Consider the following 25,953-nt stretch of genomic DNA (forward strand, 5'->3'; position numbering starts at 1 on the left):
CTCAAAAATGGTAGTGTATTCCAGATTTGAGAAGATATGAGGTTGTCATGTACATCGAACGAGCGCTCGAACCTTTGGTGAGACGCTATTCCGAGAACTTCAAAATAGTCGCCGTGACCGGACCGAGGCAGGTCGGCAAGACGACTATGCTCAAGCATCTGTTGGAGGAAGAGGCCGAGAGCGGTGTCGACCGAGTTTACGTAACGCTTGACAACACGGCGATTCTGCAGACGGCGAAGGAAGATCCGGCGCTTTTCCTGCAGCGCTATCGTCCGCCTGTTCTGATTGACGAGATACAGAAGGCCCCCGAGCTTCTTCCGTATATCAAGATGATCGTCGACGAGCGCGATGATTGCGGATCCGTGTGGATTACCGGTTCCCAGCCGCTGCACTTGATGAAAGCCGTGTCCGAGTCTCTGGCCGGCCGCGTCGGCATCGTGGAAATGCTCGGACTTTCGCATTCCGAGGTGGCTGGCACCCCCTCGGAACCGTATCTGCCCAGCGCAGACTACTTCATGCGGCGCGTGGATATGGCGAAGCCCTTCGGGGTGTCGGAAGCGTATCGGCAGATATGCGCGGGTTCGCTGCCCGGCATCCGTGCCCTGCCCGACGATTTGCGCGCGGGCGGTTACGAGTCGTATCTGGATACGTATATCATGCGCGACATCCGGGATCTCGCACAGGTGGGCGACGAGCTCAAATTCAGACGGTTCATGGCGGCATGCGCTGCCCTCACGTCGAGGCCGGTGGTGTACGCCGAACTCGCCAGGCTTGCGGACATCGATCAGAAGACTGCGAAGACGTGGCTTTCGTTGCTGGTAAGTTCCTACCTGGTGAAGGTGGTCGAGCCGTACTCTAACAACATCCTAAAACGATTGAGCAAGCAGCCCGTCATGCATTTCCTCGACACCGGTCTTGCGGCGTATCTTTCCGGGTGGAGCAGTCCCGAGGCGTTGGAGGTCGGTGCCATGAGCGGGCAGATTTTCGAAACGTACGCATTCGGCGAGGTCTACAAGAGCTTCCTCAATGCGGGCAGGCGAGCTCCGCTGCATTTCTTCAGAACGAACGACAAAAAGGAAATCGATATGCTTTTGGAACAGGATGGCGTGCTCTTTCCGATAGAAGTGAAGAAGACCGCGTCGCCAAGCAAGAAGGACGCCCGCAATCTCAACGCCATCGATCCAGTGACGTTCGACGACGTTCCTGTAGAGCTGCGGGCTTTCAAGCGCGAAGTGGGGATGGGGTGCATCCTCTGCATGACCGAAGATGCCTTCCCCATAGTCTCGCAGGTGTGGGCGTTTCCCGTGTGGGCGGTGTAAAGGAGTGCCGATGAACGAGTTGTCAACGTTCGTGCTGGAGAACGACGCGCTGTCCGTGCGCGTTTCGCCCGTGGGCGCGGAGCTGCAGAGCGTCGTGTGCGGCGGCGTCGAGCGCATGTGGTCGGGCGACCCTGCGGTGTGGGGTCGTCGGGCTCCGTTGCTGTTCCCGCTGATCGGGCGCTTGCGCGACGGTTGGTACGCGAACGGGGGCCGACGGGTGGATGCGCCGATGCACGGTTTCTGCCGCGACCGCTTGTTTTCCGCCGAGCAGGTTTCGGATGTGCGCGTCCGTTTCGAGACGGCTTCCGACGAGCGGATCCGGGCCGTCTATCCCTTCGATTTCCGATTGACCGTCGACTTCACGCTCGAGGGTTCCTCGATCGTCAAGTCGCACACCGTTGAGAACCTGGGCGACGTTCCCCTGCCGTTCGAGCTGGGCGGCCACGAAGCGTACGCGACGCGCTTGATGCCGGGAGAGCGCATGGTGGATTGCTTCGTGCGCTTCGAGGACATCGATAAGCTCGAGATGTTCGGGATGGACGAGGCGGGGATACTGACGCTGCCGAAGATCGAAGTGCCGCTGGAAGACGGCCGCTTGACCAGGACGCCCGAGCAGCTGGGCATCGATACCGTCGTGCTGGAGAACGTTCCCGGCAGCGTCGCGACGCTAGGCAGCTCGAAGAGCGGCTACGAGGTGACGGTGGAGTTCCCCGATTTCCCCTATCTGGGGATTTGGACGAAAGCCGGCCAAGGCGATGCCCGCTACCTGTGCATCGAGCCCTGGTCCGCGCTGCCCGACGCACGCTTCTCCCCACGTGAGCTGTCCGAGAAGCCCGGCGTGCGCACGCTTGCGCCCGGGGAGCGTGCCGTGCTGGAATACCGGATGACGTTTCGCTAGGAGGCGCCATGGAGGAGAAGTGCAGGTGCTCGTGGGCGGGCGACGTGCCCGTGTACGTCGACTACCACGATAACGAGTGGGGAAGGCCCACCCATGACGATCGCATGCTGTTCGAGCTGTTGGTTTTGGAGGGCGCGCAGGCGGGCCTCTCGTGGTTGACCATCTTGAAGAAGCGCGAGGCGTACCGCGAAGCGTTCGACGGCTTCGACCCTGCCAAGGTGGCGCTCTACGACGAGGCCAAGGTCGAAGAGCTCATGGCGAACGAGGGGATCGTGCGCAACCGCCGCAAGATCAACGCGGCCATAACCAACGCGAAGCTGTTTCTGGACGTGGCCCGCGAGTTCGGAAGCTTCGATGCGTTCATCTGGGGCTATGTGGATGGCGAACCCATCGTGAACCGCTGGAAAACCCAGGCCGACGTGCCGGCGACCACGCCGCTTTCCGACCGCATCAGCGAGGATCTCAAGAAGCGCGGCTTCAAGTTCGTCGGCTCCACCATCGTGTATGCCTACCTGCAATCCATCGGCATCGTGAACGACCACGTGGTCGATTGCTTCGCGTATCGGGAGCTTACGTCGTAAGGATGGTTCGGCCTCCGTCGTCGTGGCGGGCATTTGAAAGCTAGGCCGATGCCGTTTCCCCCTCTTCGTCCAGCAGCTTGCGCGCGTAAGCGATTGCATCGTCGATATTGCTGCGGAAATGGTCTTCTCCCACCATGTCCACGAAACCAGCGCGGCGCATGGTTTTCATCGGCTGCTCGTTGGCGTGCGAGAAGATGAGGCTGACGCCGTTCTCGCGGCAGTACCCGTAGAGGTTCTCCAGCGCGTTCATGCCCGTCGAATCGAGCGATGGCACGCCTCGCATGCGGATGATCAGGTACTTCGTGAAGGATTTCACCGATATGTCGGATATGCGGTCGGTCATGCCGAAGAACATGGGTCCGTTGATCTCGTACACGCGCACGCTTTCAGGGAGTTCGCGCAGGTGCGTGACCTCGGAATCCTCGTCGCAGTAGTATTTCCAGCCGCGAACCTCGGTCTCCTCGCTCACCATCTTCATGAACAGGACGACCGTGATCAACATGCCCACGGCAATCGCCACCACCAGGTCGAACACGACGGTCAGCGCGAAGGTGAGCAGCAGCGTGGCCACCGCTCCTCGGGAGGCCGTCTTGCACAAGTGTGCGAAATTGCGCCATCCCGACATGTTGTAGGCGACGTGCAGCAAGATGGCCGCGATGGTCGGCATGGGGATGAGAGCCGCGTAGGGCATGAAGAACACGAGGACGATCAGCAGCACGAGCGCATGGGTCATGCCGGCGACGGGCGTGCGGCCTCCGTTCTTCACGTTCGCGGCGGTGCGCGCGATGGCGCCGGTTGCGGGGATTCCGCCGAATAGCACCGAGCCGATGTTGCCCACGCCCTGCGCAACCAGCTCCATGTTGCTGCGGTGGTGCGAGCTGATCATGCTGTCGGCGACGACGCAGGACAGGAGCGATTCGATCGCGGCCAGGATGGCGATGGTGATGCCGTTGGGAAGCTGGTCGGCCAGCAGGTCGACGTTGAGTTGGGGAATGCGGAATTCGGGCAGGTCGCTGCTGATGACGTACAGGTCGCCGATGGTGCTCACCTGCATGCCGAAGCCGCTGACCAGGGCGATTCCCACGATGAGCGCGACAAGGGATCCGGGGATGCGTTCGCTGACCTTAGGCCAGGCGAACAGGATGGCGAGGCAGACCGCTCCCACGACGAACGCTTGCCAGTTGGCCGTTCCGATGCTTTGGGCGACGGCCTGCAGCTTGTCCATAGTCTCGACCGTGGGCGCGCCGGCGGGGAAGGCGAGGCCGAGGAAGTCTTTGAATTGCCCAATGACGAGGGTCACGGCGATGCCCGCCGTAAAGCCCGTGGTGATGGTGTAGGGGACGAACCGGATGAGCGATCCCAGCTTGAAGAAGCCCATCAGCATGAGCAGCACGCCGGCGATGACGGTGGCTGCGACGAGGCCGTCCATGCCGTCGGTTGCCACGATGCCTGCAACGATGGTGGCGAACGCCGCCGTGGGGCCCGAGATCTGCACGCGGCTGCCGCCGAGGAACGCGATGAGGAACCCGGCGACGATGGCCGTGTAAAGGCCTTGCTCAGGACTCACGCCCGAAGCGATGGCCAGCGCGATGGAAAGGGGCAGCGCCACCACGGCCACCATGACGCCCGAAACAACGTCTTTGGGAAGCTGTCGCTTGAGCTCTTCGCTGTCGGAGTGCTTGATGATGCTGAAAAGTATCGGTTTGATCTTGTCGCGTTGCAATGCTCTGCTCTTCCATGTCGTCGCTTCTGCTCGGTGCGCGCGAAAAAGCGTTCCCCCCGGATCGACCGGGCGGAACGCAAGCGAATACTATGCGGTTGGATTCGATTTTGCGCCTCGCCATTATACTGCAAGATTACAAGAGGGCAACAAATCGGGGAAATGCGAAGCATCGACAAGGGCTGAAGCGCTGTGTCGACAGATGCTCGGAGTCTCGTATGATACTCGGGGCGATGAGCATTCCGTGGCGAACGGGCGGTGTTCTGATATTGTCCGCGAGTTCGTAAGCTTCGATGCGTTCCGTTGGAGCGCATCACCCAGAGGCTTCGGCTTACAACCTGATGGACAGAATACCCATCGAGCTTGCTAGAAGAACGAGAACGACGACTGCTGCCAAGACGATCAGGGCTGCTGTTGCGGGTTTGCCTAGTTTCATCGATTCTCCCTCCGGATGTTCTTCGTCAGGCGCTCTGTGTGCTGATAGAATTATACCGAACCTGAAAACTGATTATTCGAGCGAGGGTTTATTTTGGAAGAACGCAAACGGGGTGGGGCAAGCGGCTTCGACGCGAGCGAAGCGGAGGAGCGCGAGATTCGCCTAGAGCAAGCGCGCACCGCGAGAATCGAGGCGGAAGAACGTAGTCGGAAGAAGGAATCTCGCAGGGCTTCCAGGAAAGCGTTGGGACGATTTGCAAAGCGCTTTCCCCTGAAAGTGATATTGCCGATCGCAGCGGTTGCGTTGGTTGCGATCTTCGGCTTCGTCCTGCCTTACGTCATGGACGACGATGAGACCCAATACGTTACAGAGTCCGATCTGAAGTCCGCCGTCGACATCGACAACCTCTCGACCATCGACTACGTGTACCACGGCATCGCGGAGAAGCACAGCACGTTCCTTTGGCAGGATCGGGTGGACTATCGCGTCAAGTACCAGGCGCACGTTCGCGCGAGCTACAAGCTTGTCGATATCGAGTTTCGCGTCGATAGGGACAACGGGGTTGCGACTGCGTACCTTCCCGAGGCGGAGATCGGCGAGCCGCAGCTCGATCACAAGGAGTTCGGCTATCTCCCCGAGAACGCAACCGCGGACATGAAGGACGTCATCGCCCTGTGCCGCGAGGATGCAGCGTCGGACGTGGACAGGGACGAGATCAGAAGAGAGGCCGACGCGAGCCTGCGGGATACCGTGTCGGCTCTCACGAAGCATTTGCTCGGCGACGATCTGAAGCTTGAATTCAAGCCTATTTCCGAGTACAGCGAGGAGGTTGCGGCTGATGAATAGGAAACGCTTCGTTTGCCTTGCGCTTGTCGGCGTGCTCGCTTTTGCGGGCCTTGCCGGATGCGGCAAGGAGGAAGAGTCCCCTGATTTCTCCGGGTATTCGAAGATCGCCGAGCTTGCTACGATCAAGTGCGTGTACCACAACGTCGCCGAGATTTACAACGACGGAACCAACATGCTGTTCGGCATCAACGTCGGCTACAAGAAGGCGTGGTTCGAGTACGATGGAACCATGCAGCTTGGCGTCGACGTGTCGAAGGTCCGTATCGAGGGCCCCGACGAGAACAACGTGGTGACGATCGTTATTCCGCAGGCTCAGGTTCTTGGCGTTCCAGACGCGGACGAGAGCACGTTTTCCGATGTCTACAGCGACACGGGCCTGCTGACCTCGATCACCTCCGTCGATCAGGCCGAGGCGTACGCTGCGGCGCAAGACAAGATGAGGGAAAGCGCCGAGGGCAACGAGATGCTGATAAGGGAAGCGCGCGATCGGGCGGAGATGCTTTTGTTCCAATACGTGGAAGGAGTTGGCAAGAAGCTCGGCGTCGAATACGAGATTCGCGTCAAGGATGCCGAGTAGCGTTCGACGGGCGGGGCATGCGCCTGCGGCTGCCTTCGCCCCGTCGAACGCCGCGGTGTCCTTCTCCTTTTGTGTGCTTGTCGCTGCGCCTTCGCATTGCCGCTGTTCAGAGGGCGATTCCCTTTTCATGGAGGACTCTCGTCACGTTTGTTGCGGTCGCTTCCGATTCGTCGGTCAGCAGGCCATCGTCGGTAAGCATCGGCGTGTCTAAAACGGTCTTGATTGCCACGGCGACTCCTGCGCACGATGCAACGATGCGCTTTGCCTCGTCGTCGTACGAGCTGAAATCGTCGCCTTGCTTCGAGAAGTTGTCTTCCATCTCGAAGACAAGCGGCAAAAAGCGAGCATCAAGTCTCGCGATCAGGTTGTAGAACAAGTAGGTTCTGCCTCGGATGGCCTCGCATTGCAGGATCGCTGTTTCCAGTTGCGAAGCGATCTGCATCGCCTCTGCCCTGTTCGTGCGAGCTTTATCAAGCTCCTTGTCAGCTGTGCGCCCTGCAACGAGACCGAGGACGAGTAGAGCGGGGCCGGCAACCAGGCCGCCTAGAACGGCTGTGCCTCCAGCCATTCCCAGGCCGCCCGCAGCAATCGATCCGCCGCCGAAAAACGCGAGCGTGGCGTTGGTTGCCGCTGCTCCGCTCAACGATGCGATGGCGGTGCCTGTTGATGCACAGGCGAGAGCCTGTGCTGCGCCGTACGCTCCGAAGGCAACGAGTGCGCCGCCGGCTGTTCCGGCAACTGCGCCGCCGGTAAGCGATGCCGCGAAATTCACCATGGACTTGAGCTCGTCGAACTCTTTCTCATCAATGCGCATCTTAGAGAGCTCTGAAAGACCCTCTGTTTCCTTGAAGTCGACGTTCTTCAATTTCGTGAATGTGTCCAGGAATGTCTTCATGCTGTTCTCGAGGACGAACACCTTTTCTTCGCCTAGGTTGGACAACGCGGTTCCGCATGATTCGCGATGCGCGTTAAGCCGAGCCGTGGTCGACTCGACGAGGGCGTTTGCATCTTCGTTCATTTTTGTCGCGGTACGGGCGTCGATGCCTGCTTTAACTGATTTGACGACTCCGGCTCCACCGGTTGCCACCGCGGCTCCGATGAAGAACACTGGCAAAGGCATGGTATCCTCCTTAGAGAGCGATGAGGTCGCGAATGCTTTTGAATATGATTTCTTGACGCTTCTCGACTTCGGCCACGAGAGGGGCAACTTGCGAATACGGCCTGCCGGATGTCTTGAGCCAGCAAGCCTCGCGCTCGAGATCGGAAAGCGCGAATGCGCTGTTTTCGAGTTCGGCGAACCGGTCTCGCCTAATCCCGAGAGATGTGGCGGCATGGCTGGCAATTTCGATTTCCGGCTCGGCGTAATCTTGATCGCTCATTGCGGTGACAAGCATGTTCCAGACAAGAAGGGATGGATCCATGAGATCGTCGTCCGATGATTCCGCTGTTTCTATCTCCTTGTCGACAAGGTCGTTGATCGCGTCGGTTCGACTATCGTTTTCGTTGATTTTGGAAGTCGCATCTTCGCATTGCTGCAGGAGCGAATCCCTGATCTGCGCGTAGTTCTGCAGCAGGGCATTTCCGATCAGGTCGAATTTCTCCAATTCCTCCGGCTTGACATCTCCGTCGGCGGCCATGAGGTAGTACAGGATCCGCGTTGCCCCGATCTTCGAGATGCGGTCATCCTGAAGGGCTATGCCGTTGATCCTTTCGTTTTCGTCGCTCGTTGTGCGAGCTACCAGATCAGAAACTGCAGCCCCCGCGTTCTCGGCGAAGTCGGAAGCCGTATTTTTGGCGCTCTGCAGGGCGGCGGCGGCCTTTTCCTGAACCTTTTTCGCATCGCTGATGTCAATGCTTTGGATGCTCTTTTTAGCAATAGAGGTCGCATCGCTCGCGGCGTTCGCCGCTGCCGTAATTGCCCCGTCGAAGCTTTTTTTCAGGTCCTCAAGACCCATGTCCACCTCCTGAAGATTAGAGGATCAGAGCGTCGTCCGATCCCATTAACGTTTCGAACTCTCTTTTGTTTGCAAATTGGGTATCCCTGCCCAAAGCTTTCTGTATCGCGACGCTGCCCTTGATGACGAAGTCGGCATTTTTCTCTGCAATGCCGCGATCCATGTCGTTCATGCCGTTTGCAAACGCTTCGAGATCGTCGATTATGTAGTCGCCGACTTGCTGCTCTAGGTTTTTCTCGAACTTCCGGAGCTGCTCGATGAAGATTGCCGCCTTCGTTTCTGACAGAACCATCTTTTCGTGGAGAAGCTTCGTCTCTTTCGATTCGTTGTCGATCTCCTTTGCGATCGCTATTGTAGCGCGACCCGCTCCGACATAGTTGATGCGAGCCGTCATTCTTCCCGCTAGCAGAATCCAGTTCGCCCCTGATTCCATAGCCGCGCGAGTGGCGGCATCCGCTGTGTCCGCAATACTGAAAGTCATAGACGAGATGGCGAGCATTCGGTCGACCGTCCTGTTCCCAATGGGAACGATATGGCTCCAGTCGATGTCGGCAAGATCGTCGTGGGAGGATGCTTCCCTGGCCAGTCGGCTGAGAAAAAAGCCCGTGCGCACAAACGCCTCGTTCAACAGCACGGGAAGCGTTTGCTTTGCGGCGGCCTTGTACAGCGGAATCTCGCGACGTAAGTCGATTCTTTGCTTCGTGTAAAGCTGATCGACCATTCCGGGCAACCCGCTGTCCTTTAGGCCGGGAAGCGAAGATACCTCATGTAAGAGCGAAACGAGAACTCCGGGTACGCCCATGCCTCCGCCGGGAGTGTTCTTGGAGCCTCCCATGTCGCTTACGAGATGCCCGAACCACCTAGTCGCGCATCTCGCCACTTCGGCAAGTATCGGTGCGGAGGCCGCAAGTCTTGCCAGTCTGCGAACGGCCTCGGGCATTTGCTCCGCTGCTTCTTCCTCGTAGGCGTGCTCGGCCAGCGAGACTATCCAGTTCAGCATTCCCGTGATCGCGACAGGAATCAGAATCTGCGCAACGTCCTTTGCCGCTGTTCCAACCATCACGAAGTGCCATTTGCCGTTTCTGTCCACAAACGTTCCGACCCTCAAGAACTGGACGGCCATCGCGGCCAGAAGGCCGATTGGAGTGGGGTGGTGCGCGAGATCCGCCAGGTGGTGGTTGCTAGCAGAAACGCTTATGCTCTTGCCTTTCCAGATGTTGTCTTGAGGGACCTCGTAACTCGATTCGAGGTTTTTTATGGCATCGACGAGCCTGCCCCCGTCGCCCTCTTTCTGTCCTGCGAACTGCTGGATGAACTGGTTCACCTGGCGATGCGAAAGGCTGATGTCCGCAGCTTCGATTTTGGTTTCTCCGACGATCGGCGAGTCCATAGCTCCCGCCAATAGTCCGCTGAATACCGCGAATGCGTAATCGTCTCTGTTCGCGGTGCATGTGTAGCGCTTGAGGTTTTCTTCGACATCCGAGAGCTTCCGGTTGATTAAGTCCAGAGACTCGCATTCGGCGAGTCCTTCGGTGCTGAGAGATATCTCGGCGGAGACAAGTTCCGTCATCCCGAACCCTTTCGTTTACAGTTTGCGCCCGCAAAGTTCTCGCTTTTGCGCTTTTGCAAGGTATCGTTAAAGTATATCTTCTTCTATCGACTTTGATCCTGCGCTCTTCCATGAGTCTGCGCGAAGAAGCCCGATATCGATGATTCGTGGTCTTGCAATGGTCGTTCTCTTAATTGATCTGATTCTCGCATCTGGCTATTTAATCGATGCGGCGGGATCGTTATATTCGAGTCGAGGAAACTTGAGGGTTGAGCGAAGGAGTGAAAGCGGTGGAGCGAAATGCTCCGCGTAAGAAGAACGGAGGCTTATGATGGTGGAAAACGCGGTTATCGAAAGCCTGAAGACTCGGCGTGCGGTGAGGGGTTATGCGGACAGGCCCGTGGAGCGCGAGAAGCTTGACGCGATCCTGGAGGCTGCGACCTATGCGCCTACGGGAATGGGAGCCCAGTCGCCCGTGATCGTGCTGGTGGAAAGCAAGGAGGTCAGGGACAAGGTGGCCGCCCTCAACGCAGGGGTGATGGGACGTGACATCGATCCCTTCTACGGGGCTCCTGCGGTTGCTATCGTTTTCGGCCATAGGGGTGCTGCGCCTACCTGGTTCGAAGATGCCTGTCTTGTGGCGGGCAACCTTCTGAATGCGGCGCATGCCGTCGGGGTCGACTCGTGCTTCATCTATCGTGCCAAGGAGGTCTTCGAGACCGACGAGGGTCGAGCGCTTTTGAAGGATTGGGGTCTCGACGGCGATTACGTGGGCGTTGCCAACTGTATCCTGGGTTACGGCGACGGCCCTGCGCCCGAGCCGAAGCCTCGCAAGGACGGGTACGTGAGGATCGTCTAGTCGGAGAGCGTTGGGGATCGGTTCCGAGGGGTGAGAGGGTAGTCATGTTCAAAAGCCCTTTCAGCCGCTGGTGCGAAGCATCTTGTTCGATTGATGTCTGAAAAAAGAACAATTCATACAGATTTGTATAGCATATAGATGTCATACGGCATCACTTTGCGCTCAGTGGTATAATCGTTCCAAAAAGGAAGGGAGACACGGCATGGCCACTGCAGTTAAACCGACAACGGTTCGCGTCGATGAGAACCTCAAGGCCCAGGCGAACGAGATCCTCGGATCTGTCGGGTTGAGCTACAACACTTACGTTGTCATGGCGACGCACCAGCTGGTGAACCAGCGCAGGATCCCTTTCGAGATCGTTCCGGCGGGCGGGGTCCCGAACGAGGAGACCCGCCGCGCTCTGGTCGCCGCGGAGGCGAAGGAGCTCGGCCTCATCCCCGACGATGCGCCCGCCTTTGACGATATCGACGGACTCGTGGCGTTCCTCGAGGAGGAGTAGCCCGTGTACGAGATCAAGGTCGAGCCGGCCTTCAAGGCGGACTACGCCCGCGTCATGAAACGGCACCCCCGCTTGAGGGGCGAATTCAAGGAGGCGGTCTCGGAGCTCATGAGGACCGGCGCGGTGCCGAACGAGTACGGCCCGCACGAGCTCAGCAATCCTGGCGGGAACTACAACGGGCACATAGACTTTCACCTCTCGGACGGCATGGTCGATGTCGTGGTGCTCTACATGCCCCATAAGTCGAACCCGATCATCAGGCTCGTCCGCATGGGCAGTCACGACGAGCTGTTCCAGGGTCCCCTCATCTAGAGGCCTATCGTCTCGCGCACGACGCGGTTCGCCATCTTGGCGATGTCGACGTGCGCGAGCATGAGAGCCAACGTCCTCGTCGTGCGCCACTGCTACAGGGCTGATGGGGATGTGATCCGCATAATTTCTGCTAGAAAGGCGACGAAGGCAGAATCGAAAGAGTATTGGAGGTGCTGCCATGAGGGATGAGTACGACTTCAGCGGGAGTCGCCCGAACCCCTACGCCGAGCGCGTACGCAGGCCGGTGACTGTGAATATCGATGTTGAGACCATCGACTACTTCAAGGAGGAGGCGCGTAGGACGGGCATATCCTACCAGAACATCATCAACATGTATCTCGGCGAGTGCGCCGCCCAGAAGAAACGGCTCACGTTCGTCTAGCGCGCAATCTGGACGGCGCGGCCAAAGACACCGATGTTTAGCAGCGGGCCCCTAAGCGGGGCCCGCTGCGTTTTCGTCGCATATCCTGCGAGTCTTGTGTAGCGCACAGGTGTCAACTTCTTGTGCGCCGCGTTTGCCCAGCACTTGGGCCAGGTTCGACTTCTCGTAGCGCGTCTTCGACATGGTGCCACAGTCTCGTAGTTCTCGATCCAGCTGCGTTGTGCCCAAAGGACGACGCGGTCTTTGGAGGTCCCAGAACAGCTTCACCGGGATCTTCCTGACCTCTTCTTGCGCTTGACCAGCGTGGGGTAGTCGTGAGAGACGCAGAGGGTGGCGTACGGGTTCCGGGGCAAGGGATGCCGCGTCGCTGGCGCTGCTCTTCGTTCGGCTACTTTGGCCGATGTCTGCTACGCCGATTGCCGCCTTTGCACCCGCAAGGTTTCGGGTCAACTGCAAGGGATGATTTTTCGTTGGTAATGACATATAAGCAATTGAAGCTAACGGATGACTTGCTGTTTCTGCAAGGTTACTCAGTGGCTCTTGTTTTCTCCTCTAACAATTTCCATCCGCTTCCTGTTAAAATCGAATTCGCTACATACAATCATCTGTAATACTTATAGATCTGGCAGGTGAATAGGAATTGACAATAAATAGCAGCAACAACGAAGCCGATGCCTGCAGTATCCTCTTGTTTGTCGATGAGGGTCGTATGTTTCACAAGGTGATTGAGCATTCGCGACGCTATCCCGAAGCAACCCCGCTGCTCATGCTCTCCATATTGCCTTTTCTCGCTCTGACCGTTCATGATAGCGTTAGATTCGTCAGAAAGTATTTTGATGCCACTGTTCCGCTTGATTCAAATGCTGTCAACAGGCTTCGCAATGCATCAAAAGCGCTTTCTTCCAAAGGACTTCATATTGAAGAGTATGCTTTAGAAGCCAAGGCGATAACCAGTACACTAACGGCTTCTGCAAAGAACCATTCAGGATTATTTGGAGATTTGCTAAATGCTATGCAGCCAGATATTGCCATTGTGTATTGCAATGGGCTTCCTGTTTCAACCTCATACAATGTTGCCCGGTATGTTGGTCGGGCTGATGGTGGCTTGAAGGGTGTCCTCGCAAATCCTGATGTAGTTAGTCGGCTGGGTTTCGATATTGGTCAGGCTGCAAGTGTTAATTATTATACAGTTGCTCAGTTGGGCATTGAAGAGAGTTCGCTTGTCTCCAATAAGTTCGAAGCCGAATCTCTCGATCTCCATTTTTCAGATCTGTTGATACCCTTATCTTGTAAGGGTATATCAAATATTGCGTGTTTCTTCATGTTATCGGATATCTTGACGCAGTTGAATTCGATCACGGTGCTGCGTAACAGCGGCTTTTTCAGCGATGCTCTTCAAATGAAGTTCGCAACAACGGTTCTACTGGCAGCATGCCGCAGCATTAGCAAATTCTCAAGATGTGTTAAACCTAAACCAGATCGACATGAATGCACTTCGGAGGGTGCTGAAATTCTTTCAACCATGATTCCTAAAAGCATGCGAAAAGAGATCGAGCGAACCAGCGATCTTAGAAACGCGTTCGTCCACTACGATTTTTCAAAACTGCTTGATAGCAAATTAGGCAAATGTCACGATGCCGGAACAATTCTTGAGATGGCTATACAATCATCTGTGCAGAAATCCGTTGAAGAGTACTTGGCATGGATTGTAGGTACTGTCGATGATTTGTCGAAGGTAATATCTACATTGATTGAGCTTCCTGCTTATGGTTCTTCTGCTGGTGCGTGCCGAAACGTTCGTGCGTAACTTTGACACAATGGCTCTCAGTAGAGATCGGATGCGGAGCACTCTTTGAGATCGATCTCAGAGGGTGCCCCGTATCCTTATTCTCACTTGTTGTATCTGGTTGGTCGGCTAGATGCAATTATAAGTACTTAAAGCTCGTTTATTTGCGCCATCTCCACCTTTTCGATTAAATGCTCTGCAAATACTAGTAGCTGAAGAGCTTGCATCTTAGAATCCTTCCAATTCGCATCATGGGCTCTTGGGTTTCTAACGCCAGTCATGCATCCGGCGAACAATTGCATGTATCCAAGCTGCTCGTCAGCTTCAGAAGCTGACGAGCCTTGATTGAGCCGAAGGAGAGGTCTCTCTCTGGAAAATGCCATCTGCATCAGCTTGGACCCTGTTAAAGAAGAAGATGGAGCGATGGAAGCCTTCTCTTTAACCAAGTTATCGATCAGCTTAAAAGCTTCTTCAATCACTCTGGTGTAATGGCCATCAAAATACAGTTCGCGAGTTTTTTCTCTTAATGATTCATTAACTATCAGATGGTCATACAAGGAAGAGTCGTTCTCTGCCTCTTTTGAGGTGATACCAAGTGTGGAAAGCTCGGCGTTAAGATTATGTGCAATAGCGAATAATTCAAAGGCAACCATTGTCACTGATTCTTCCCATACAGATGTTTAGCCATGCTGCTAAAGATCGAGTTTACAAGCTCTGGGGTTGAGTCGGGAGAAATGTGTATTTGGAGATCAATATGCACCTCGGGTCGTGCGTGATCATCGGTATCTTTGCTAGCGCTTTCTTTTGAAGAGATGGAGCCATTGGGTAAACGGGTATCTTTTTTTCGGTATTCCATACTCACCTTCTTCAAATCGCTGGTTTTAAGCATACAAAACACGCGAGCCATCTTTCTTGAAGATTCCTCACCGATTCCCTGAGCCATAAACCAACTTTTCACCAATGGTCTATCAATCACTGAATCAGGGAATAGGGCAAGGAGTTCGGGAGGGTAAACCAATTCAAGAATCTTTTTGCATACCTTTTTGTATTCTTGATCCAGTCGCCATTGTTTTGCCAATGATGTCGGAACGCCATTAAAGTCGATTAGCCCCATTCTTTTGAGGGGGACAACAACGTTAGAATTAGCCGAAGGAATGCTGTTGAGAGGTAAGAACGACAAAATATATGATGGCGTAACAACACTTGGAATGGATGCTTTGAACTTATTGCGAACAGCCCACCAGCTTTTCTCGGTGATCGTCGGATAGTTCTTGCTGGTTTTTAAGGGAGTATTTATCAATGATCTATCCCTTTGCTTGATAACATCGAATAGTGCCACTTTCAATCTGTTGCGTTATAGGTAAAAGTATAGTCATTTCGCAATAAGAATGCCCGTCAAAACAGTAGACAGGCATTCTAACAGGTATTATGAATTGCTAGAGGTAAGGAACCCTATTCCCACTCGATGGTCCCGCAAGGTTTCGGCGTCAAGTCGTAGCACACGCGGCAGATGCCGGGGACCTCATTCAGGATGCGCTCCGTGATCTTCTTCAGCAGCGCCCAATCCAGTTCCGGCACCTCGGCCGTCATGGCGTCCACCGTGTTCACCGCGCGGATGATGGCGGGCCACTCGAAGGCGCGCACGCCGTCGCGGACGCCGGTGGCGCGGAAGTCGGGGACGCTCACGAAGTACTGCCACACCTTGCCTTCGAGGCCGGCCGCGGCGAACTCGTCGCGCAGGATGGCGTCGGCCTCGCGCAGCGCCTCCAGGCGGTCGCGCGTGATGGCGCCGAGGCAGCGCACGCCCAGGCCCGGGCCGGGGAACGGCTGGCGCTCGACCATGCCCTCGGGAAGGCCCAGCTCACGGCCGATGACGCGCACCTCGTCCTTGTACAGCAGCTTCACGGGCTCGCACAGCTCGAACTGCAGGTCGTCCGGCAGACCGCCCACGTTGTGGTGCGCCTTCACGCCGTCGGATTCCAGGATGTCGGGGTAGATGGTGCCCTGCGCGAGGAAGCTCACCTCGTCGCCCACCTTGCGGGCCTCCTCCTCGAACACGCGGATGAACTCGGCGCCGATGATCTTGCGCTTGGCTTCCGGTTCGGCCACGTCGTCGAGCAGCTCGAGGAAGCGGTCGGTGGCGTCCACGTACACGAGGTTCGCGTCCAGCTGGTTCTGGAACACGTCAACCACCTGCTCGCTCTCGCCCTTGCGCATGAGGCCGTGGTTCACGTGCACGCAGATGAGCTGCTTGCCGATGGCCTTGATCAGCAGCGCCGCCACCACCGACGAGTCCACGCCGCCGGACAGCGCCAGCAGCACCTTCTTGTCGCCGATCTGGGCGCGGATCGCGTCCATTTGCTCGTCGATGAAGGCGTTCGCCAGCTCAGGGGTGGTGATTCGCTCCATGTCTTCGGGGCGCTTGTTGGGGTCCATGCGGGGGTCCTCCTCGTGTTCGGCAATGATCTGAGGAAATTATACGTGAAATGGCGCGGGTGTATAGGCAGGTCGTTCGTTCTTTCGGCGCCCTGCTCAGTATCCCATCTCGTAGAGGCGAGCGTCGTCGATGCCGAAGTAGTGCCCGATCTCGTGCACGACGGTCTTCCCGATCTCCTCGACGATCTCCGCGCGCGAGCCGAAGCAGCGCTCATGGGGACCTTTGAACACGGTGATCACGTCGGGGACGTCGCTGTCGTAGCCGTCGGCGCGATCGGGCAGCGACACGCCGTCGTAGAGCCCCAGCAACTCGTTGTCGCAGACGGAAGCCCCTAGACAGTCGGGTTCCTCGAGGGTTTCCAGATGGTAGTCGTTCGGCTCGTCCTCTACGACGACGGCCACGTTCTCGAGCGCGTCGAGGAACCGCTCGGGAATGCATCCGAGCGCCTCCTCCACGGCTGATTCGAACTCGCTGTCGGTCATGCGGTGCATGGCGGCCTCTTTCGTCGGCGGGCGCGCGGGCCCTCGGCCCACCCGGTTCGCTGAACCGGCAGACACGAGTATACCCCATACGATTTGTACTGTGTGCCGCACATTATCGTGTGAACTATGTTATAGTGTGCGACACACACTATCCGACGCAACCGCAAAACCTGCGGCGCAGGGAAGCGGCACTGGAAGGAGGGGCGCATGGCGTACGACGACATCGTATCGAGCATGGTCTTGGAACTTCGGCGCGGCACGCTGGTCATGCTCGTGCTGAGCCAGCTGCGCGAGCCGGCATACGGCTACGCGCTGGTGAAATCGCTGGCCGACCACGGCATCCCTATCGAGGCGAACACGTTGTACCCGCTGATGCGGCGCCTCGAGTCGCAAGGGCTGCTGGCAAGCGAATGGGACAACGGCGGCTCGAAGCCGCGCAAATACTACCGCACCACCGACGAGGGCCTGCGCGTGCTGCGCGAAGTGGAGGCCCAGTGGCACGTTCTGTGCGACGGGGTGGGCAAGCTGTTGGAGACAAACGGAGAGGATCGGGAACATGCCGAACGATAACGACCTGATCGAGCGTTACCTGTACGCCATCACGCGGCACCTGCCCAGCGCACAGCGCTCCGACGTGGCCGAGGAGCTGCGCACGCTTATCTCGGACATGCTGGACGAGCGCTGCGGCAGCCTGCCGCCCACGGCCAAGGACGTCCGGGTCGTGCTCACCGAGCTGGGAACCCCGGGCGAGATGGTGCGCAAGTACACGAGCGGGGAAGGGGAATGCCTGATCGGACAGCCGTACTACGCACAGTACCTTTACGTTCTGAAGATCGTGCTGGCCTGCGTCGCAGGCGGCATGCTGGTCGCCGGGGCGCTGTCGCTCGCAACGGGCGCGGAAGGGAGCCTCCTCGGAGGCGTGCTGGAGGGCATCGGATCCCTGATAGGGGCGCTTCTCTTCGCGTTCGCGATCGTCACCCTGCTGTTCGCCTTCTTCTCCCGCCGGGGCATCGAGGTCGAGACGATGGGCTCGCTCGACGACCTGCCGCCCGTGCCGCGCGAGACCAGGTCTTCCACGCGCGGCGACGCGGTTGCCGGCATCGTGTTCTCCATCGTGGGCGCCGTTGTGTTCCTGCTGTTCCCCGACGTGCTGAACGCGCTCAGCCATCGCGCAGACGGCGTGCCGTTCGATCCGTTCAACGTCGACGCCTTCCGCGCTTCGGCATGGGTCGTCGTCGTGTGGACGTTCGTGTGCGTCGCCGGCGAGAGCTTCAAGCTGGTGGAAGGCCGCTATACGAAGCGCGTGCTGGCGGTGACGTTCGCATGCGACCTGGTAGCGGGAGCGCTCGTCGTGTTCTGGCTGACGAACTTCCAGCTGGTCGACTCCCATGCCGTCGTCCAGGCGATGCAGTCGTCGGGCAAGGCGCTGGAGGGCCCGGTGCTGTGGGCGGTGTCCAACGCGCAGACGGCGTTCTGCGGTCTCGTAGTGGCGGCGCTCGTCATCGACGCCGTGGACTCCATCGTGAAGACGGTGCGTGCACGGTAAGGCGGCCGTCCTGTCGGCCCGCGCGCCCCTCGCGGAAAGGCGCGCGGGCGTTGCTAGATCGCGTCCGACCTCAGAGCCTCCACGATGTTGGAGGCGTGCGAGCGGCGCAGCGCGTAGGCCACGCTGAGCGCCAGCACGACGGCCACGATGGCCACGGCGAGAGCCACGTAGTCCCACGGCAGCGTGAACTCGAGGCCGGCGAACGCCATGGACGTTGCTGCAAACAGCGCGAATGTAACCGCTACGGCTGCCGCCAGCCCTATCCCCAAACCGCGCAGGGCGTAGCTCGCGCACTCGTAGGCCAGCATTCGGGCGAAGGCGCGGTTGCCCATGCCGATGGAACGCAGCGCGGCGAACTCGCGCGTGCGCAGGATGATCCCGTTCGCCAGCGTGTTGAACACGTTGGCCACGGCGATGAGCGTCGTGATGACGGAGAAGCACAGCACGAACAGCTGGAAGGCCTGCGCGATCAGGCGGTTCTGGCGCGCCGCATTCTCGATGTCGCTGACGTTGACCACGACGTCGCCCAAGTCGCGCGCCAGCGCCTCCAGCTCGTCGGAAGCCTTCGCGTGATCCTCCGCCGTGAACGAGGCTCCGGCGAACGAGTACGTGTACGGGTTCGAGTGGTAGTCGCCCAGCCCTGCGGCTCTCTCCGCAACGCTCTCCGGCAGGATGATCGAGGGGAAGTGGTTGTTGGCCGCGATGGCGTTCAGCACGGCCGGCTCCTCGTCGCAGAGCGCTCCTATCTCGATGCGGAAAGCCGTGGCCGCCTCGTCGATCGGGGCGGTGACGATGTCGGCCGTCCCGCTGACCCCGGCCTCCCGGTCGAGGTACCCCACCAGGGGCCGTCCGTCCGGGCCTTCCTGCAAGCCCATGTTGGAGAATCCTTCGCGCTCCTCGGTGACGTACAGGTCGACGGCGCCGGTGCCCGCGAAGGGCTTCGTGGACACGTACGTGCCGTCGGGCATCCTGTCCTGATAGGTGTTCAGGCCGATGGCGCGCGGGTTCTCCGGGTCGGTGTAGGCGGCTACGTCCAGGTCGAGCTCGTCCAGCAGCGCGCGCCACGAGGCATCGTCGACGAAGAAGGTGTACAGGGCCCCGTAGTAATCGCCGTCCTCGCCGAAGCTGTCGGGCACCCAGTCGGCGCTCGTCTGGGAGTTGTAAGCCTGCCGAGCAGCGCGCGCCTCTTGCGATATCATGCGACCGTCGACGACGCTTTCGGCCTGACCTTGGCGGCACGAGCCTATGAGCTGCAAGCCCTCGATCTCACTCGCCCGCGCCAGGAACTCGTCGTATTCGGCGGCGTAGTCGGACAGGTCGTTCCCTTCGCGCGGGGTGGTGTAGTCGGGATGCGCCGACACCACGATGTCGGCTCCGCTCCCAGCGCCGCGCGAGCTGCTGGCGCGGTCGGACAGCGGCGCGAGGTACAGCGCCGTGCTGCCGGCGACCACCACGAGGGTCACGCTGACCGCGAGCGATGCCACCACGGTGCGCCCGCGCGTCGCCGAGCGCGACAGGTTGCGGTGTGCGACGAACCCGGGGATGCCGAACAGCCTGCCCGCGATGCCCAGCTTCACGCGCCCGACGTCGGGCGCGTGCGATGGTGCCGACCGTTCTGCGCGCTTCGAGAGGCGCACGTCCTGCGTTTGGCGGATGGCGTCGACGGCTGAGACGCGGGCGGCGCGGGCCGACGGCACCCAGGCGCTCACCAGCAAAGTGGCTATCGACAGTGCCGCGGCCGCAGCCAACGCTCCGGCATCCACGTGCACCGCGAGCCCCGCCGATCCCGATCCCAACATCGCAGCGAACGCCTCCTGCGACGACGAGAACGCGCCTGCCGTGCCCGCCACGCCCGCTAAGAGGCCAATCGGCACGCCGACGGCTCCCAGCAGCAGCGCCTCTGCCAGCACGGTGCTGCGCAGTTGCCGCTTCGAAGCGCCGAGAGAGGCCAGCAGTCCGAACTGCCGCGTACGCTCGGCCACCGAGATGGCGAATGCGTTGTAGATCAGCGATGCGGACGCCGCCACGATGACGATGGCCAACACGGCGGCAACCGCCCAGAGGCTTCCCCAGATGGGCCTGCCGTCGGAGATGCCCAAGTACGAGAACAGGCTGGTGTGGTACAGAGTGGCGGCCGTATCGTCCAATCCGGTCGCGTCGGCGAAGAAGGCCTTCATCTCGTCGAGGGTTCCCAGACCTTGCGTGACCAGATACGCGCCCGCAGCCGCTCCTTCCTCAGACGCGTCGGCCACGGTGAGGGCGACGCTGGGCGCGGAAGAGGCCGTGTAGTTGTTGGCGAGGAAAGGCGCTTGTCGCTTGTAGAATCCGGTAACCGTCAGCGTGCGCTCGCGGGCGTTCTCGACGCGCGTCTCGTTTCCGTCGGCGAGGCGCGCGCCGTCTTCGGCGGCTGCGAGGTTTCCAAAACCTCCCGTGAGGGTGGAACCCGTTTCAAGGGGGCCGTTCGAAACAACGCCCTCGGCGCCTCCCGCGCCCAGCTCCTCGCCTTGGAGATAGTCGGGCAGCACGATCTCGTCCGCTGTCTCGGGCCATCGCCCGCTTGCCAGCTCGGGCATCAGGGAGTACGGCGCGCCGCCCGGCTCGTCGACGCCCTTGACGGTGGTCGGCGTCGTCTTCAGCGCGATGAACGCACCCAGACGGTTGGCGTCGTCGGGCGCGAGTGCGGCCGATCCGAGGTCGCGGAAGGTGGCGAGGTCGGTCACGGCGTCGCTTTCCACGAGCGCATCGATGCCCTGAGCGGGCACGTCGGGGGAAAACACGTGCCATGATCCTTCAGTTACCATCGTGCGCTCGAGCAAGCCCTGCTGCACGCTTGCCACGCTGGTCAGCACGGCGGCCAGAAGCGCCGTGGACAGCGCGATGCCGACGACGGTCACGGCCGTGCGCACGCGGTTCTGAGCGAGCGAGCGCAGGGTGAAACGCGTGAATATGCCGGCCATCAGCGCCTCCTTTCGTCGGAGGCGATGCGGCCATCCTCGATGGCGATGACGCGGTCGGCCATGCAGGCGATGTCCTCGTCATGCGTGATCACCACGAGCGTCTGGTCGAAGCGCTTGTTCGACTCGCGCAAAAGCGCCATGATCTCGTGCGAGTTGCGCGAGTCGAGGTTGCCGGTGGGCTCGTCGGCCAGCACCACGGCAGGCGCGTTCATGAGCGCGCGCCCGATGGCCACGCGCTGTTGCTGTCCGCCTGACAGCTGATTGGGCAGGAAGCGCTCATGGCCGCGCAGTCCCAAGCCGTCCAGAAGCATGCCGAGGCGCTCTTCGTTCACGGCGCGTCCGTCCATGAGCACGGGAAGCGTCATGTTCTCCACCACGTTGAGCACGGGGATGAGGTTGTAGAACTGGTAGACCAGCCCCACGTCGCGACGGCGCAGCACGGCCAGCTCCTCGTCGGAGCGCGCGTACACGTCCGCGCCGTTCAGCAGCACCGTGCCGGAGGTGGGGCGGTCGACGCCGCCCATGAGGTGCAGAAGCGTCGACTTGCCGGAGCCCGACGAGCCGACGATGGCCACGAACTCGCCCGCGGCCACGCTGAACGACACGTCGTCGAGCGCCTTGAGCGCCGTGGGGCCGCTTCCGTACACCTTGGTGAGATGGTCGATGGTCAGAATGTCCATGAGGAGCCTTTCTCGCTAACGGTCTACGGAATAGTGTGCCATCCCGCGCTTGCGCGGGCATGAACGCCGCATGACGGAATTGTCATATTCGGCCAGCCCGCCGTTCCGGGCGAAGGGCCTCCTACACGACCACCTTCGGGAACGTCAGGTCGAAGCGAGCGCCGCCCGTTTCGCGGTCGTTGCCCGCGCGCAGCGTGCCTCCCTGGGCGGTCACGAGCGCCTGGGCCAGCGCGAGGCCGATGCCGAACCCCTCCGATCCCGCGCCGCGGTAGAAGCGCTCGAACAGGCGGGGAAGGTCCTCGGCGGCGATGCCCGGGCCCGTGTCGGCGACGGACAGGCGGAAGGCCACGGCGTCCTCGGACGCCTGCACGCGCACGCATCCGCCGGCGGGCGTGTGCTCCATGCAGTTCTTGAGGATGTTGCCCAGCGCCTCGGCCGACCAGGCGGCGTCTCCGTTGAACGACGCTCCCTCGTCGACGTGCGTCTCGCAGGCGACGTCGCGCAGATCGAAGGCGCCGGCCAGCGGGGCCAGCGCGTCGCGCACGAGCCGCGCCGCATCCACGGGGCGAGCCTGCACGCGGATGGCCCCGGCATCGGCCTTCGCCAGCTTCAACAGCGCCGTGACCAGCCATCCCACGCGGCTCACGAGCGTTTCCAGCTCGTGCAGCGCGCGGATGCGCTCGGCCTCGTCGCTCGTGCGCTCGGCGGTGCCGATGAGCAGCCCCATGGCCGTGAGCGGGGTGCGTATCTGGTGCGACACGTCGGCCAGCGCGTCGGCCAGCGCGTTCTTCTCGGCGTCGAGGCGCTCGGTGGCGGTGCGCAGGGCGGCCACCATCTTCGCCAGCTCGTTTCTGAGCACGGCCAGATCTCCCTCGCGGTAGTCCGAGAAGGCGATGCGCCGGCCGCCGTGCAGCACCTCGTCGACCTCGGACGCCAAACGCGCGATCTGCCGGTAACGCCGCAGCGAGAACGTCGCGAACAGCGCGCAGGCCAGCGCTCCGGCGGCCAGCACCCACAGGCCCGCGCGCGGTCCTTCCACCGCGGCGGCCGCTGCGGCGAAGACGGCAAGCGCCCCCGCGAGCAGCGCCAACTGGCAGGCGAAGGCCCGGTTCCTCGTCAGGCCCATGTCACGCCCCCGTCCGGTAGCCCAGCCCGCGCACGGTGAGGATGAGGCGGGGTTCGGCCGGATCGTCCTCCACCTTGTCGCGCAGGCGCTTGACGTAGACGCTCAGCGTGTTGTCGCTGACGTATTCGCCGGCGCTGTCCCAGATGGCGTTGCGCACGTGCTCGCGCGTGACCAGCTTGCCCCGGCTCTGCGCGAACAGCAGGAGCAGCCGGTACTCGAGCGCCGTCAGCGCCAGGTCGCGGCCCGCCTTGCGCACGCACGCGGTGCCGGCGTCGATCTCCACGTCGCCCAAGCGCAAAAGCGACGAGGCGGCGTTCGTGCGGCGCAGCACCGAGCGGATGCGCGAGAGCAGCTCGCGGGCGCGAAAGGGCTTGGCGATGTAGTCGTCGGCGCCCATGTCGAGGCCGGCCACGGTGCTGAACTCGTCGTCGGAGGCCGTGAGGAAGATGACGGCGGGAGCCGGGTCGCACGCCTTGGCCGCCGCGCACACGGCGAACCCGTTGCCCTGGGCGAGCGCCACGTCCACCAGCGCCAGGTCGAAACGTTCGCTGCGCAGCAACTCGACGGCCGCGTCCTGGCCGTCGGCACAGCGCGTCTCGTATCCTTCCGATCGCAGCAGGTCCGTCAAGCTGGCGACGATGGCCGCGTCGTCTTCGACGAGCAACATGCGCATGGGGCGTCCTTCCCTTCGGGTGCATCGTCTCCACGGTAGCAGAAAACGCGGGAAAGGGGAGGGGAGGATCAGCCTTCTTCGTCGTCGACGAACTCCAGGATGTCGCCGGGTTGGCAGTCCAGCTCCTTGCAGATGGCGTTGAGCGTTTTGAAGCGCACCCCGCTGACCTTGCCGTTCTTCAGCTTCGACAGATTGCCGTCGGCTATACCCACCTTCTCGGCCAGCTCTCCCAGGGAAACCTTGCGATCGGCCATCATCCGATCGAGGCGCAGCACGATAGCCATGCTGCCCTCCTAGATGATCTCGAAGTTCTCGTCTTGGACGAGATAGCCGTACTCGATGATCTGCCCGAGGCAGAACACGATGGCGGCCAGCATGAAGGCGAACATGACCGATTCGTCCACGAGAGCGCCGGACAGCGTTCCGGTTTGGATGCTGACGACTGCCCAGTACAGCCACTTCGGCACCGCGAGCGTCGCGAAAAGGAGCACGGCCACCGCTTTGATCTTGCGCGGCAGGTTTGCGAAGAACGGCGTCTCCTCGCGATTGATGCGCAGAAAGACGAGAGCGACGTACACGGCCAACGCGACGAGAAGCCCGTCCCCGAGCAATCCCATGCCGTGGCGCACGGAGTCGGGGTTCGACAGCGCTTCACCGGTCGTCAGCCAGTCGAAGATATTGATCGACGTCTGAATGCCGAACAGCAGCGCGATGGCGAGGATCGCGACGAATGCGGTCATGCTGGTCGACTTGATCTTGGCGCGCGTCTTGTCCATAGGGGTCTCCTCGCTATCGGATGGCTCCCAGTATACGCCGAAACATGACGCAAAATGATATGAATATGACGTTTTACGTCAAAACATGCAGCCGGTCGATCTACAGATCCACCCAGAACCTCGAGTTCTTGTACAGCTCCTCCACTTTGCTGCGCGCCCACGGGGTCTTGCGCAGGAACGTGAGCGAGCTCTTGAAGTTCGGGTTCTTCTTGAAGCAGTTGATCCTGATGCGCTTGGCCAGGCCGTCCCAGCCGTACTTGTTCACCAGCTGCTTGAGCATCGTCTCCAGCGTGATGCCGTGCAGCGGGTCGTTGGGATGCTGCCGATCTGCGGGGTTGTCGGGCATGGGCTCTCCGTGTTCCTCGAAACGTGTGCGCTCCATGATGACGCATGTGCGCGGCGTTTCCCGCCGGAAACGACCGCAATCAGCGAAACATCGTGCAAAATCAGGCGTATCTTCGCTCCAAAAACACGCCCCAGCGGACGAAGCGTGTTTTTGGAGCGAAGATACGCCTTTCTCTGTTTGCGTTTACCGACGGCGCCCCATCGCCAGCACCGCGCGCACGCCGAGGAGCGTGAACGCCGCCACGGCGACGGCGCCCGCCGCTCCACCGGCTATGAGCCCGCCGACGAGCCCTGCGCTCTTCCCGTGGGCATGCTCGGGGTCTTGGCATCGCCGGGCGTCCGGCGTCGCGGGTCGATGCGGCCCCTCCGGCCCATCCGGCGTTTCCGCCGCTGAGGGCGCGTCGCGCTCCTCCTCGTTTCCCATGAGGGTGTCCAGCCCCCGGCCGAGGGCTGCGGGACGGGCGCTTCCTTCTTTCGCGTTCATGGCTGCCTCCTTCTGCTTGGCTTGTCCTTCCGCTCGGCACCTTACGCTTCGGGCGCGTCGGCGCAGCGGGCGGGCGCGCGGCGTGGGCGAGGCGAGTCGCAGCTGTAACGTTCGGTTGGAAAGCGTTTGCTCGGATCGAGGCCGAAATTAAAGATCGGACGAGACGAAGCTGTCGATGAGGCGCAGGGCGGGATGGGCCACGATGCCGCCCGCCAGCGCGCCTCCCGCGCCCACGAGCCAATCGAAGAAGCTGAAGGGGTGGTCGGGAACCATGAGCGACACCGCTCCGTCGGCGATGCCCAGCATGCACGTGATCAGGACGGCCGCTGCGCAGGCGGTGAGCAGTCCCATATGCTGCCACAGCGCGTTCGCCAGCAGGAAGCCGAGCACCGCGAACTCGACGAAGTACGCCACTGCCGAAGGCGCGCTCACGGCGGGCCCGAAGTACACGACCGCCGCCCATGCCGCGGCCAGCGCCCAGCGCCCGACCACGATGAAGCGCCGCCGCTTCGACATGCGCGGCTTCGCATCTCCGATATCTTGCATCCGATCGTCCATGCCCCCACCATACCACGCCCCCCGATCCGACCCCCGACACGGGCACCGTACCGTTGCCTGCGACGTTTCCCCGGACGTCGCAGGCCTGTCCGAACGGATGTTTCACGTGAAACATCGACATCGAAAGATGCATCATCGCCCGAAAAACACGCAAAACGGCCTTCTAGCGT

At 60.5% G+C, this 25,953-nt stretch carries 29 protein-coding genes; 12 read left to right on the forward strand and 17 right to left on the reverse strand.

All coding sequences use genetic code 11. From position 1 onward, the window contains the following. The first annotated feature begins 47 nt into the window (after positions 1 to 47). Genes GT613_RS12005 through GT613_RS12015 form a run of 3 tightly spaced genes read left to right on the forward strand, consistent with a single transcriptional unit; the run spans position 48 to position 2,798 of the window. Entirely contained in the window at positions 48 to 1,319 is a 1,272-nt protein-coding gene (locus tag GT613_RS12005) for an ATP-binding protein (protein WP_161172638.1), read from the forward strand. Between the two features lie 10 nt (positions 1,320 to 1,329). Then, on the forward strand, positions 1,330 to 2,217 hold the full coding sequence (locus GT613_RS12010; protein WP_009608562.1) for an aldose 1-epimerase family protein: 888 nt from the start codon (positions 1,330 to 1,332) through the stop codon (positions 2,215 to 2,217). An 8-nt stretch (positions 2,218 to 2,225) separates the two neighbouring features. Then, positions 2,226 to 2,798, forward strand: a complete 573-nt coding sequence (locus GT613_RS12015; RefSeq protein ID WP_161172639.1) for a DNA-3-methyladenine glycosylase I — start codon at positions 2,226 to 2,228, stop codon at positions 2,796 to 2,798. Between the two features lie 40 nt (positions 2,799 to 2,838). Here the strand turns inward: GT613_RS12015 and GT613_RS12020 are convergent, their stop codons facing one another. Next, a complete protein-coding gene (locus GT613_RS12020; RefSeq protein WP_009608530.1) occupies positions 2,839 to 4,521 on the reverse strand; it encodes a SulP family inorganic anion transporter in 1,683 nt (560 codons plus the stop codon). Positions 4,522 to 5,236: 715 nt separating this feature from the next. Here GT613_RS12020 and GT613_RS12025 point away from each other — a divergent pair. Together GT613_RS12025 and GT613_RS12030 are read left to right on the forward strand one after the other, a co-directional pair. After that, entirely contained in the window at positions 5,237 to 5,800 is a 564-nt protein-coding gene (locus tag GT613_RS12025; protein WP_237989333.1) for a DUF4230 domain-containing protein, read from the forward strand. Next, complete coding sequence (locus GT613_RS12030) at positions 5,793 to 6,377, forward strand: DUF4230 domain-containing protein (protein ID WP_009608526.1); 585 nt, start codon at positions 5,793 to 5,795, stop codon at positions 6,375 to 6,377. The genes GT613_RS12025 and GT613_RS12030 overlap by 8 nt, the downstream gene beginning before the upstream one ends. 106 nt (positions 6,378 to 6,483) lie before the next feature. On the opposite strand, the gene GT613_RS12035 is transcribed toward GT613_RS12030, so the two are convergent. From GT613_RS12035 to GT613_RS12045, 3 genes are read right to left on the reverse strand one after another with little or no spacing between them, the layout of a single operon-like run. Further along, complete coding sequence (locus tag GT613_RS12035) at positions 6,484 to 7,497, reverse strand: hypothetical protein (protein ID WP_009608581.1); 1,014 nt, start codon at positions 7,495 to 7,497, stop codon at positions 6,484 to 6,486. Positions 7,498 to 7,507: 10 nt separating this feature from the next. Beyond that, positions 7,508 to 8,332 (reverse strand): hypothetical protein, encoded by an 825-nt coding sequence (locus GT613_RS12040; RefSeq protein ID WP_009608537.1) that lies wholly within the window; start codon positions 8,330 to 8,332, stop codon positions 7,508 to 7,510. A 16-nt stretch (positions 8,333 to 8,348) separates the two neighbouring features. Next, positions 8,349 to 9,902 carry a hypothetical protein gene (locus tag GT613_RS12045; RefSeq protein WP_009608568.1) on the reverse strand — a complete coding sequence of 518 codons (1,554 nt, stop codon included), beginning with the start codon at positions 9,900 to 9,902 and terminating at the stop codon, positions 8,349 to 8,351. A gap of 307 nt (positions 9,903 to 10,209) precedes the next feature. Here GT613_RS12045 and GT613_RS12050 point away from each other — a divergent pair, with 307 nt between their 5' ends. The 5 genes from GT613_RS12050 (at position 10,210) to GT613_RS12075 (ending at position 13,740) form a co-directional block, all read left to right on the forward strand. Beyond that, a complete protein-coding gene (locus tag GT613_RS12050; protein WP_009608563.1) occupies positions 10,210 to 10,740 on the forward strand; it encodes a nitroreductase in 531 nt (176 codons plus the stop codon). 202 nt (positions 10,741 to 10,942) lie between these two features. After that, entirely contained in the window at positions 10,943 to 11,239 is a 297-nt protein-coding gene (locus tag GT613_RS12055) for a type II toxin-antitoxin system RelB/DinJ family antitoxin (RefSeq protein ID WP_009608577.1), read from the forward strand. A 3-nt stretch (positions 11,240 to 11,242) separates the two neighbouring features. Further along, positions 11,243 to 11,551 carry a type II toxin-antitoxin system YafQ family toxin gene (locus tag GT613_RS12060; protein ID WP_009608518.1) on the forward strand — a complete coding sequence of 103 codons (309 nt, stop codon included), beginning with the start codon at positions 11,243 to 11,245 and terminating at the stop codon, positions 11,549 to 11,551. 178 nt (positions 11,552 to 11,729) lie between these two features. Next, positions 11,730 to 11,933, forward strand: coding sequence for an antitoxin (locus GT613_RS12070; RefSeq protein ID WP_009608524.1), 204 nt, complete (start codon positions 11,730 to 11,732; stop codon positions 11,931 to 11,933). Positions 11,934 to 12,642: 709 nt separating this feature from the next. Continuing rightward, a complete protein-coding gene (locus GT613_RS12075) occupies positions 12,643 to 13,740 on the forward strand; it encodes a hypothetical protein (RefSeq protein WP_009608567.1) in 1,098 nt (365 codons plus the stop codon). A gap of 128 nt (positions 13,741 to 13,868) precedes the next feature. Here the strand turns inward: GT613_RS12075 and GT613_RS12080 are convergent, their stop codons facing one another. From GT613_RS12080 to GT613_RS12095, 4 genes are all read right to left on the reverse strand, one after another. Next, positions 13,869 to 14,372 carry a TIGR02391 family protein gene (locus GT613_RS12080; protein ID WP_050792426.1) on the reverse strand — a complete coding sequence of 168 codons (504 nt, stop codon included), beginning with the start codon at positions 14,370 to 14,372 and terminating at the stop codon, positions 13,869 to 13,871. A gap of 2 nt (positions 14,373 to 14,374) precedes the next feature. Then, positions 14,375 to 15,058 carry a DUF5343 domain-containing protein gene (locus tag GT613_RS12085; protein WP_057385026.1) on the reverse strand — a complete coding sequence of 228 codons (684 nt, stop codon included), beginning with the start codon at positions 15,056 to 15,058 and terminating at the stop codon, positions 14,375 to 14,377. A 113-nt stretch (positions 15,059 to 15,171) separates the two neighbouring features. After that, the gene (gene guaA / locus GT613_RS12090; RefSeq protein ID WP_009608541.1) at positions 15,172 to 16,155 is read right to left on the reverse strand and encodes a glutamine-hydrolyzing GMP synthase; all 984 of its coding nucleotides are present in this window, start codon (positions 16,153 to 16,155) and stop codon (positions 15,172 to 15,174) included. 96 nt (positions 16,156 to 16,251) lie between these two features. Beyond that, positions 16,252 to 16,647, reverse strand: a complete 396-nt coding sequence (locus GT613_RS12095; RefSeq protein ID WP_009306933.1) for a metallopeptidase family protein — start codon at positions 16,645 to 16,647, stop codon at positions 16,252 to 16,254. Between the two features lie 198 nt (positions 16,648 to 16,845). Here GT613_RS12095 and GT613_RS12100 point away from each other — a divergent pair, with 198 nt between their 5' ends. Together GT613_RS12100 and GT613_RS12105 are read left to right on the forward strand one after the other, a co-directional pair. Next, entirely contained in the window at positions 16,846 to 17,208 is a 363-nt protein-coding gene (locus tag GT613_RS12100; protein ID WP_009306934.1) for a PadR family transcriptional regulator, read from the forward strand. Then, complete coding sequence (locus tag GT613_RS12105; RefSeq protein ID WP_009608552.1) at positions 17,195 to 18,184, forward strand: hypothetical protein; 990 nt, start codon at positions 17,195 to 17,197, stop codon at positions 18,182 to 18,184. Before GT613_RS12100 ends, GT613_RS12105 begins: the two co-directional genes overlap by 14 nt. A gap of 53 nt (positions 18,185 to 18,237) precedes the next feature. Here GT613_RS12105 and GT613_RS12110 read toward each other — a convergent pair whose 3' ends face one another. The 9 genes from GT613_RS12110 to GT613_RS12150 form a co-directional block, all read right to left on the reverse strand. Beyond that, positions 18,238 to 21,141, reverse strand: a complete 2,904-nt coding sequence (locus tag GT613_RS12110) for an ABC transporter permease (protein WP_009306939.1) — start codon at positions 21,139 to 21,141, stop codon at positions 18,238 to 18,240. Continuing rightward, positions 21,141 to 21,821: an ABC transporter ATP-binding protein gene (locus GT613_RS12115; protein ID WP_009306942.1), complete on the reverse strand. Its 681-nt coding sequence runs from the start codon at positions 21,819 to 21,821 to the stop codon at positions 21,141 to 21,143. The genes GT613_RS12110 and GT613_RS12115 overlap by 1 nt, the downstream gene beginning before the upstream one ends. 121 nt (positions 21,822 to 21,942) lie before the next feature. Continuing rightward, positions 21,943 to 22,947: a sensor histidine kinase KdpD gene (locus GT613_RS12120; RefSeq protein WP_009608579.1), complete on the reverse strand. Its 1,005-nt coding sequence runs from the start codon at positions 22,945 to 22,947 to the stop codon at positions 21,943 to 21,945. A 1-nt stretch (position 22,948) separates the two neighbouring features. After that, on the reverse strand, positions 22,949 to 23,620 hold the full coding sequence (locus GT613_RS12125; RefSeq protein WP_009306946.1) for a response regulator transcription factor: 672 nt from the start codon (positions 23,618 to 23,620) through the stop codon (positions 22,949 to 22,951). 68 nt (positions 23,621 to 23,688) lie between these two features. Further along, positions 23,689 to 23,904: a helix-turn-helix transcriptional regulator gene (locus GT613_RS12130; RefSeq protein WP_009306947.1), complete on the reverse strand. Its 216-nt coding sequence runs from the start codon at positions 23,902 to 23,904 to the stop codon at positions 23,689 to 23,691. 9 nt (positions 23,905 to 23,913) lie between these two features. Then, positions 23,914 to 24,396, reverse strand: a complete 483-nt coding sequence (locus GT613_RS12135; RefSeq protein WP_009306948.1) for a hypothetical protein — start codon at positions 24,394 to 24,396, stop codon at positions 23,914 to 23,916. A gap of 100 nt (positions 24,397 to 24,496) precedes the next feature. Continuing rightward, entirely contained in the window at positions 24,497 to 24,742 is a 246-nt protein-coding gene (locus GT613_RS12140) for a VF530 family DNA-binding protein (RefSeq protein WP_009306949.1), read from the reverse strand. Between the two features lie 183 nt (positions 24,743 to 24,925). Further along, entirely contained in the window at positions 24,926 to 25,225 is a 300-nt protein-coding gene (locus GT613_RS12145) for a hypothetical protein (protein WP_009306950.1), read from the reverse strand. Positions 25,226 to 25,372: 147 nt separating this feature from the next. After that, on the reverse strand, positions 25,373 to 25,783 hold the full coding sequence (locus GT613_RS12150; RefSeq protein WP_009306951.1) for a hypothetical protein: 411 nt from the start codon (positions 25,781 to 25,783) through the stop codon (positions 25,373 to 25,375). Between the last annotated feature and the right edge of the window lie 170 nt (positions 25,784 to 25,953).

This window comes from Eggerthella sp. BIOML-A4 (genome assembly GCF_009875575.1).
Classification (GTDB): Bacteria; Actinomycetota; Coriobacteriia; order Coriobacteriales; family Eggerthellaceae; genus Eggerthella; species Eggerthella lenta.

What these genes read in the sequence shown, in the direction of transcription:
- GT613_RS12005 (WP_161172638.1), top strand. Translation starts at nt 48, where the DNA reads ATGTACATCGAACGAGCGCTCGAACCTTTGGTGAGACGCTATTCCGAG.
- GT613_RS12010 (WP_009608562.1), top strand. Translation starts at nt 1,330, where the DNA reads ATGAACGAGTTGTCAACGTTCGTGCTGGAGAACGACGCGCTGTCCGTG.
- GT613_RS12015 (WP_161172639.1), top strand. Translation starts at nt 2,226, where the DNA reads ATGGAGGAGAAGTGCAGGTGCTCGTGGGCGGGCGACGTGCCCGTGTAC.
- GT613_RS12030 (WP_009608526.1), top strand. Translation starts at nt 5,793, where the DNA reads ATGAATAGGAAACGCTTCGTTTGCCTTGCGCTTGTCGGCGTGCTCGCT.
- GT613_RS12035 (WP_009608581.1), bottom strand. Translation starts at nt 7,497, where the DNA reads ATGCCTTTGCCAGTGTTCTTCATCGGAGCCGCGGTGGCAACCGGTGGA.
- GT613_RS12040 (WP_009608537.1), bottom strand. Translation starts at nt 8,332, where the DNA reads ATGGGTCTTGAGGACCTGAAAAAAAGCTTCGACGGGGCAATTACGGCA.
- GT613_RS12045 (WP_009608568.1), bottom strand. Translation starts at nt 9,902, where the DNA reads ATGACGGAACTTGTCTCCGCCGAGATATCTCTCAGCACCGAAGGACTC.
- GT613_RS12050 (WP_009608563.1), top strand. Translation starts at nt 10,210, where the DNA reads ATGATGGTGGAAAACGCGGTTATCGAAAGCCTGAAGACTCGGCGTGCG.
- GT613_RS12055 (WP_009608577.1), top strand. Translation starts at nt 10,943, where the DNA reads ATGGCCACTGCAGTTAAACCGACAACGGTTCGCGTCGATGAGAACCTC.
- GT613_RS12070 (WP_009608524.1), top strand. Translation starts at nt 11,730, where the DNA reads ATGAGGGATGAGTACGACTTCAGCGGGAGTCGCCCGAACCCCTACGCC.
- GT613_RS12075 (WP_009608567.1), top strand. Translation starts at nt 12,643, where the DNA reads ATGTTTCACAAGGTGATTGAGCATTCGCGACGCTATCCCGAAGCAACC.
- GT613_RS12080 (WP_050792426.1), bottom strand. Translation starts at nt 14,372, where the DNA reads ATGGTTGCCTTTGAATTATTCGCTATTGCACATAATCTTAACGCCGAG.
- guaA (WP_009608541.1), bottom strand. Translation starts at nt 16,155, where the DNA reads ATGGACCCCAACAAGCGCCCCGAAGACATGGAGCGAATCACCACCCCT.
- GT613_RS12095 (WP_009306933.1), bottom strand. Translation starts at nt 16,647, where the DNA reads ATGCACCGCATGACCGACAGCGAGTTCGAATCAGCCGTGGAGGAGGCG.
- GT613_RS12100 (WP_009306934.1), top strand. Translation starts at nt 16,846, where the DNA reads ATGGCGTACGACGACATCGTATCGAGCATGGTCTTGGAACTTCGGCGC.
- GT613_RS12105 (WP_009608552.1), top strand. Translation starts at nt 17,195, where the DNA reads ATGCCGAACGATAACGACCTGATCGAGCGTTACCTGTACGCCATCACG.
- GT613_RS12110 (WP_009306939.1), bottom strand. Translation starts at nt 21,141, where the DNA reads ATGGCCGGCATATTCACGCGTTTCACCCTGCGCTCGCTCGCTCAGAAC.
- GT613_RS12115 (WP_009306942.1), bottom strand. Translation starts at nt 21,821, where the DNA reads ATGGACATTCTGACCATCGACCATCTCACCAAGGTGTACGGAAGCGGC.
- GT613_RS12120 (WP_009608579.1), bottom strand. Translation starts at nt 22,947, where the DNA reads ATGGGCCTGACGAGGAACCGGGCCTTCGCCTGCCAGTTGGCGCTGCTC.
- GT613_RS12125 (WP_009306946.1), bottom strand. Translation starts at nt 23,620, where the DNA reads ATGCGCATGTTGCTCGTCGAAGACGACGCGGCCATCGTCGCCAGCTTG.
- GT613_RS12130 (WP_009306947.1), bottom strand. Translation starts at nt 23,904, where the DNA reads ATGGCTATCGTGCTGCGCCTCGATCGGATGATGGCCGATCGCAAGGTT.
- GT613_RS12135 (WP_009306948.1), bottom strand. Translation starts at nt 24,396, where the DNA reads ATGGACAAGACGCGCGCCAAGATCAAGTCGACCAGCATGACCGCATTC.
- GT613_RS12140 (WP_009306949.1), bottom strand. Translation starts at nt 24,742, where the DNA reads ATGCCCGACAACCCCGCAGATCGGCAGCATCCCAACGACCCGCTGCAC.
- GT613_RS12145 (WP_009306950.1), bottom strand. Translation starts at nt 25,225, where the DNA reads ATGAACGCGAAAGAAGGAAGCGCCCGTCCCGCAGCCCTCGGCCGGGGG.
- GT613_RS12150 (WP_009306951.1), bottom strand. Translation starts at nt 25,783, where the DNA reads ATGGACGATCGGATGCAAGATATCGGAGATGCGAAGCCGCGCATGTCG.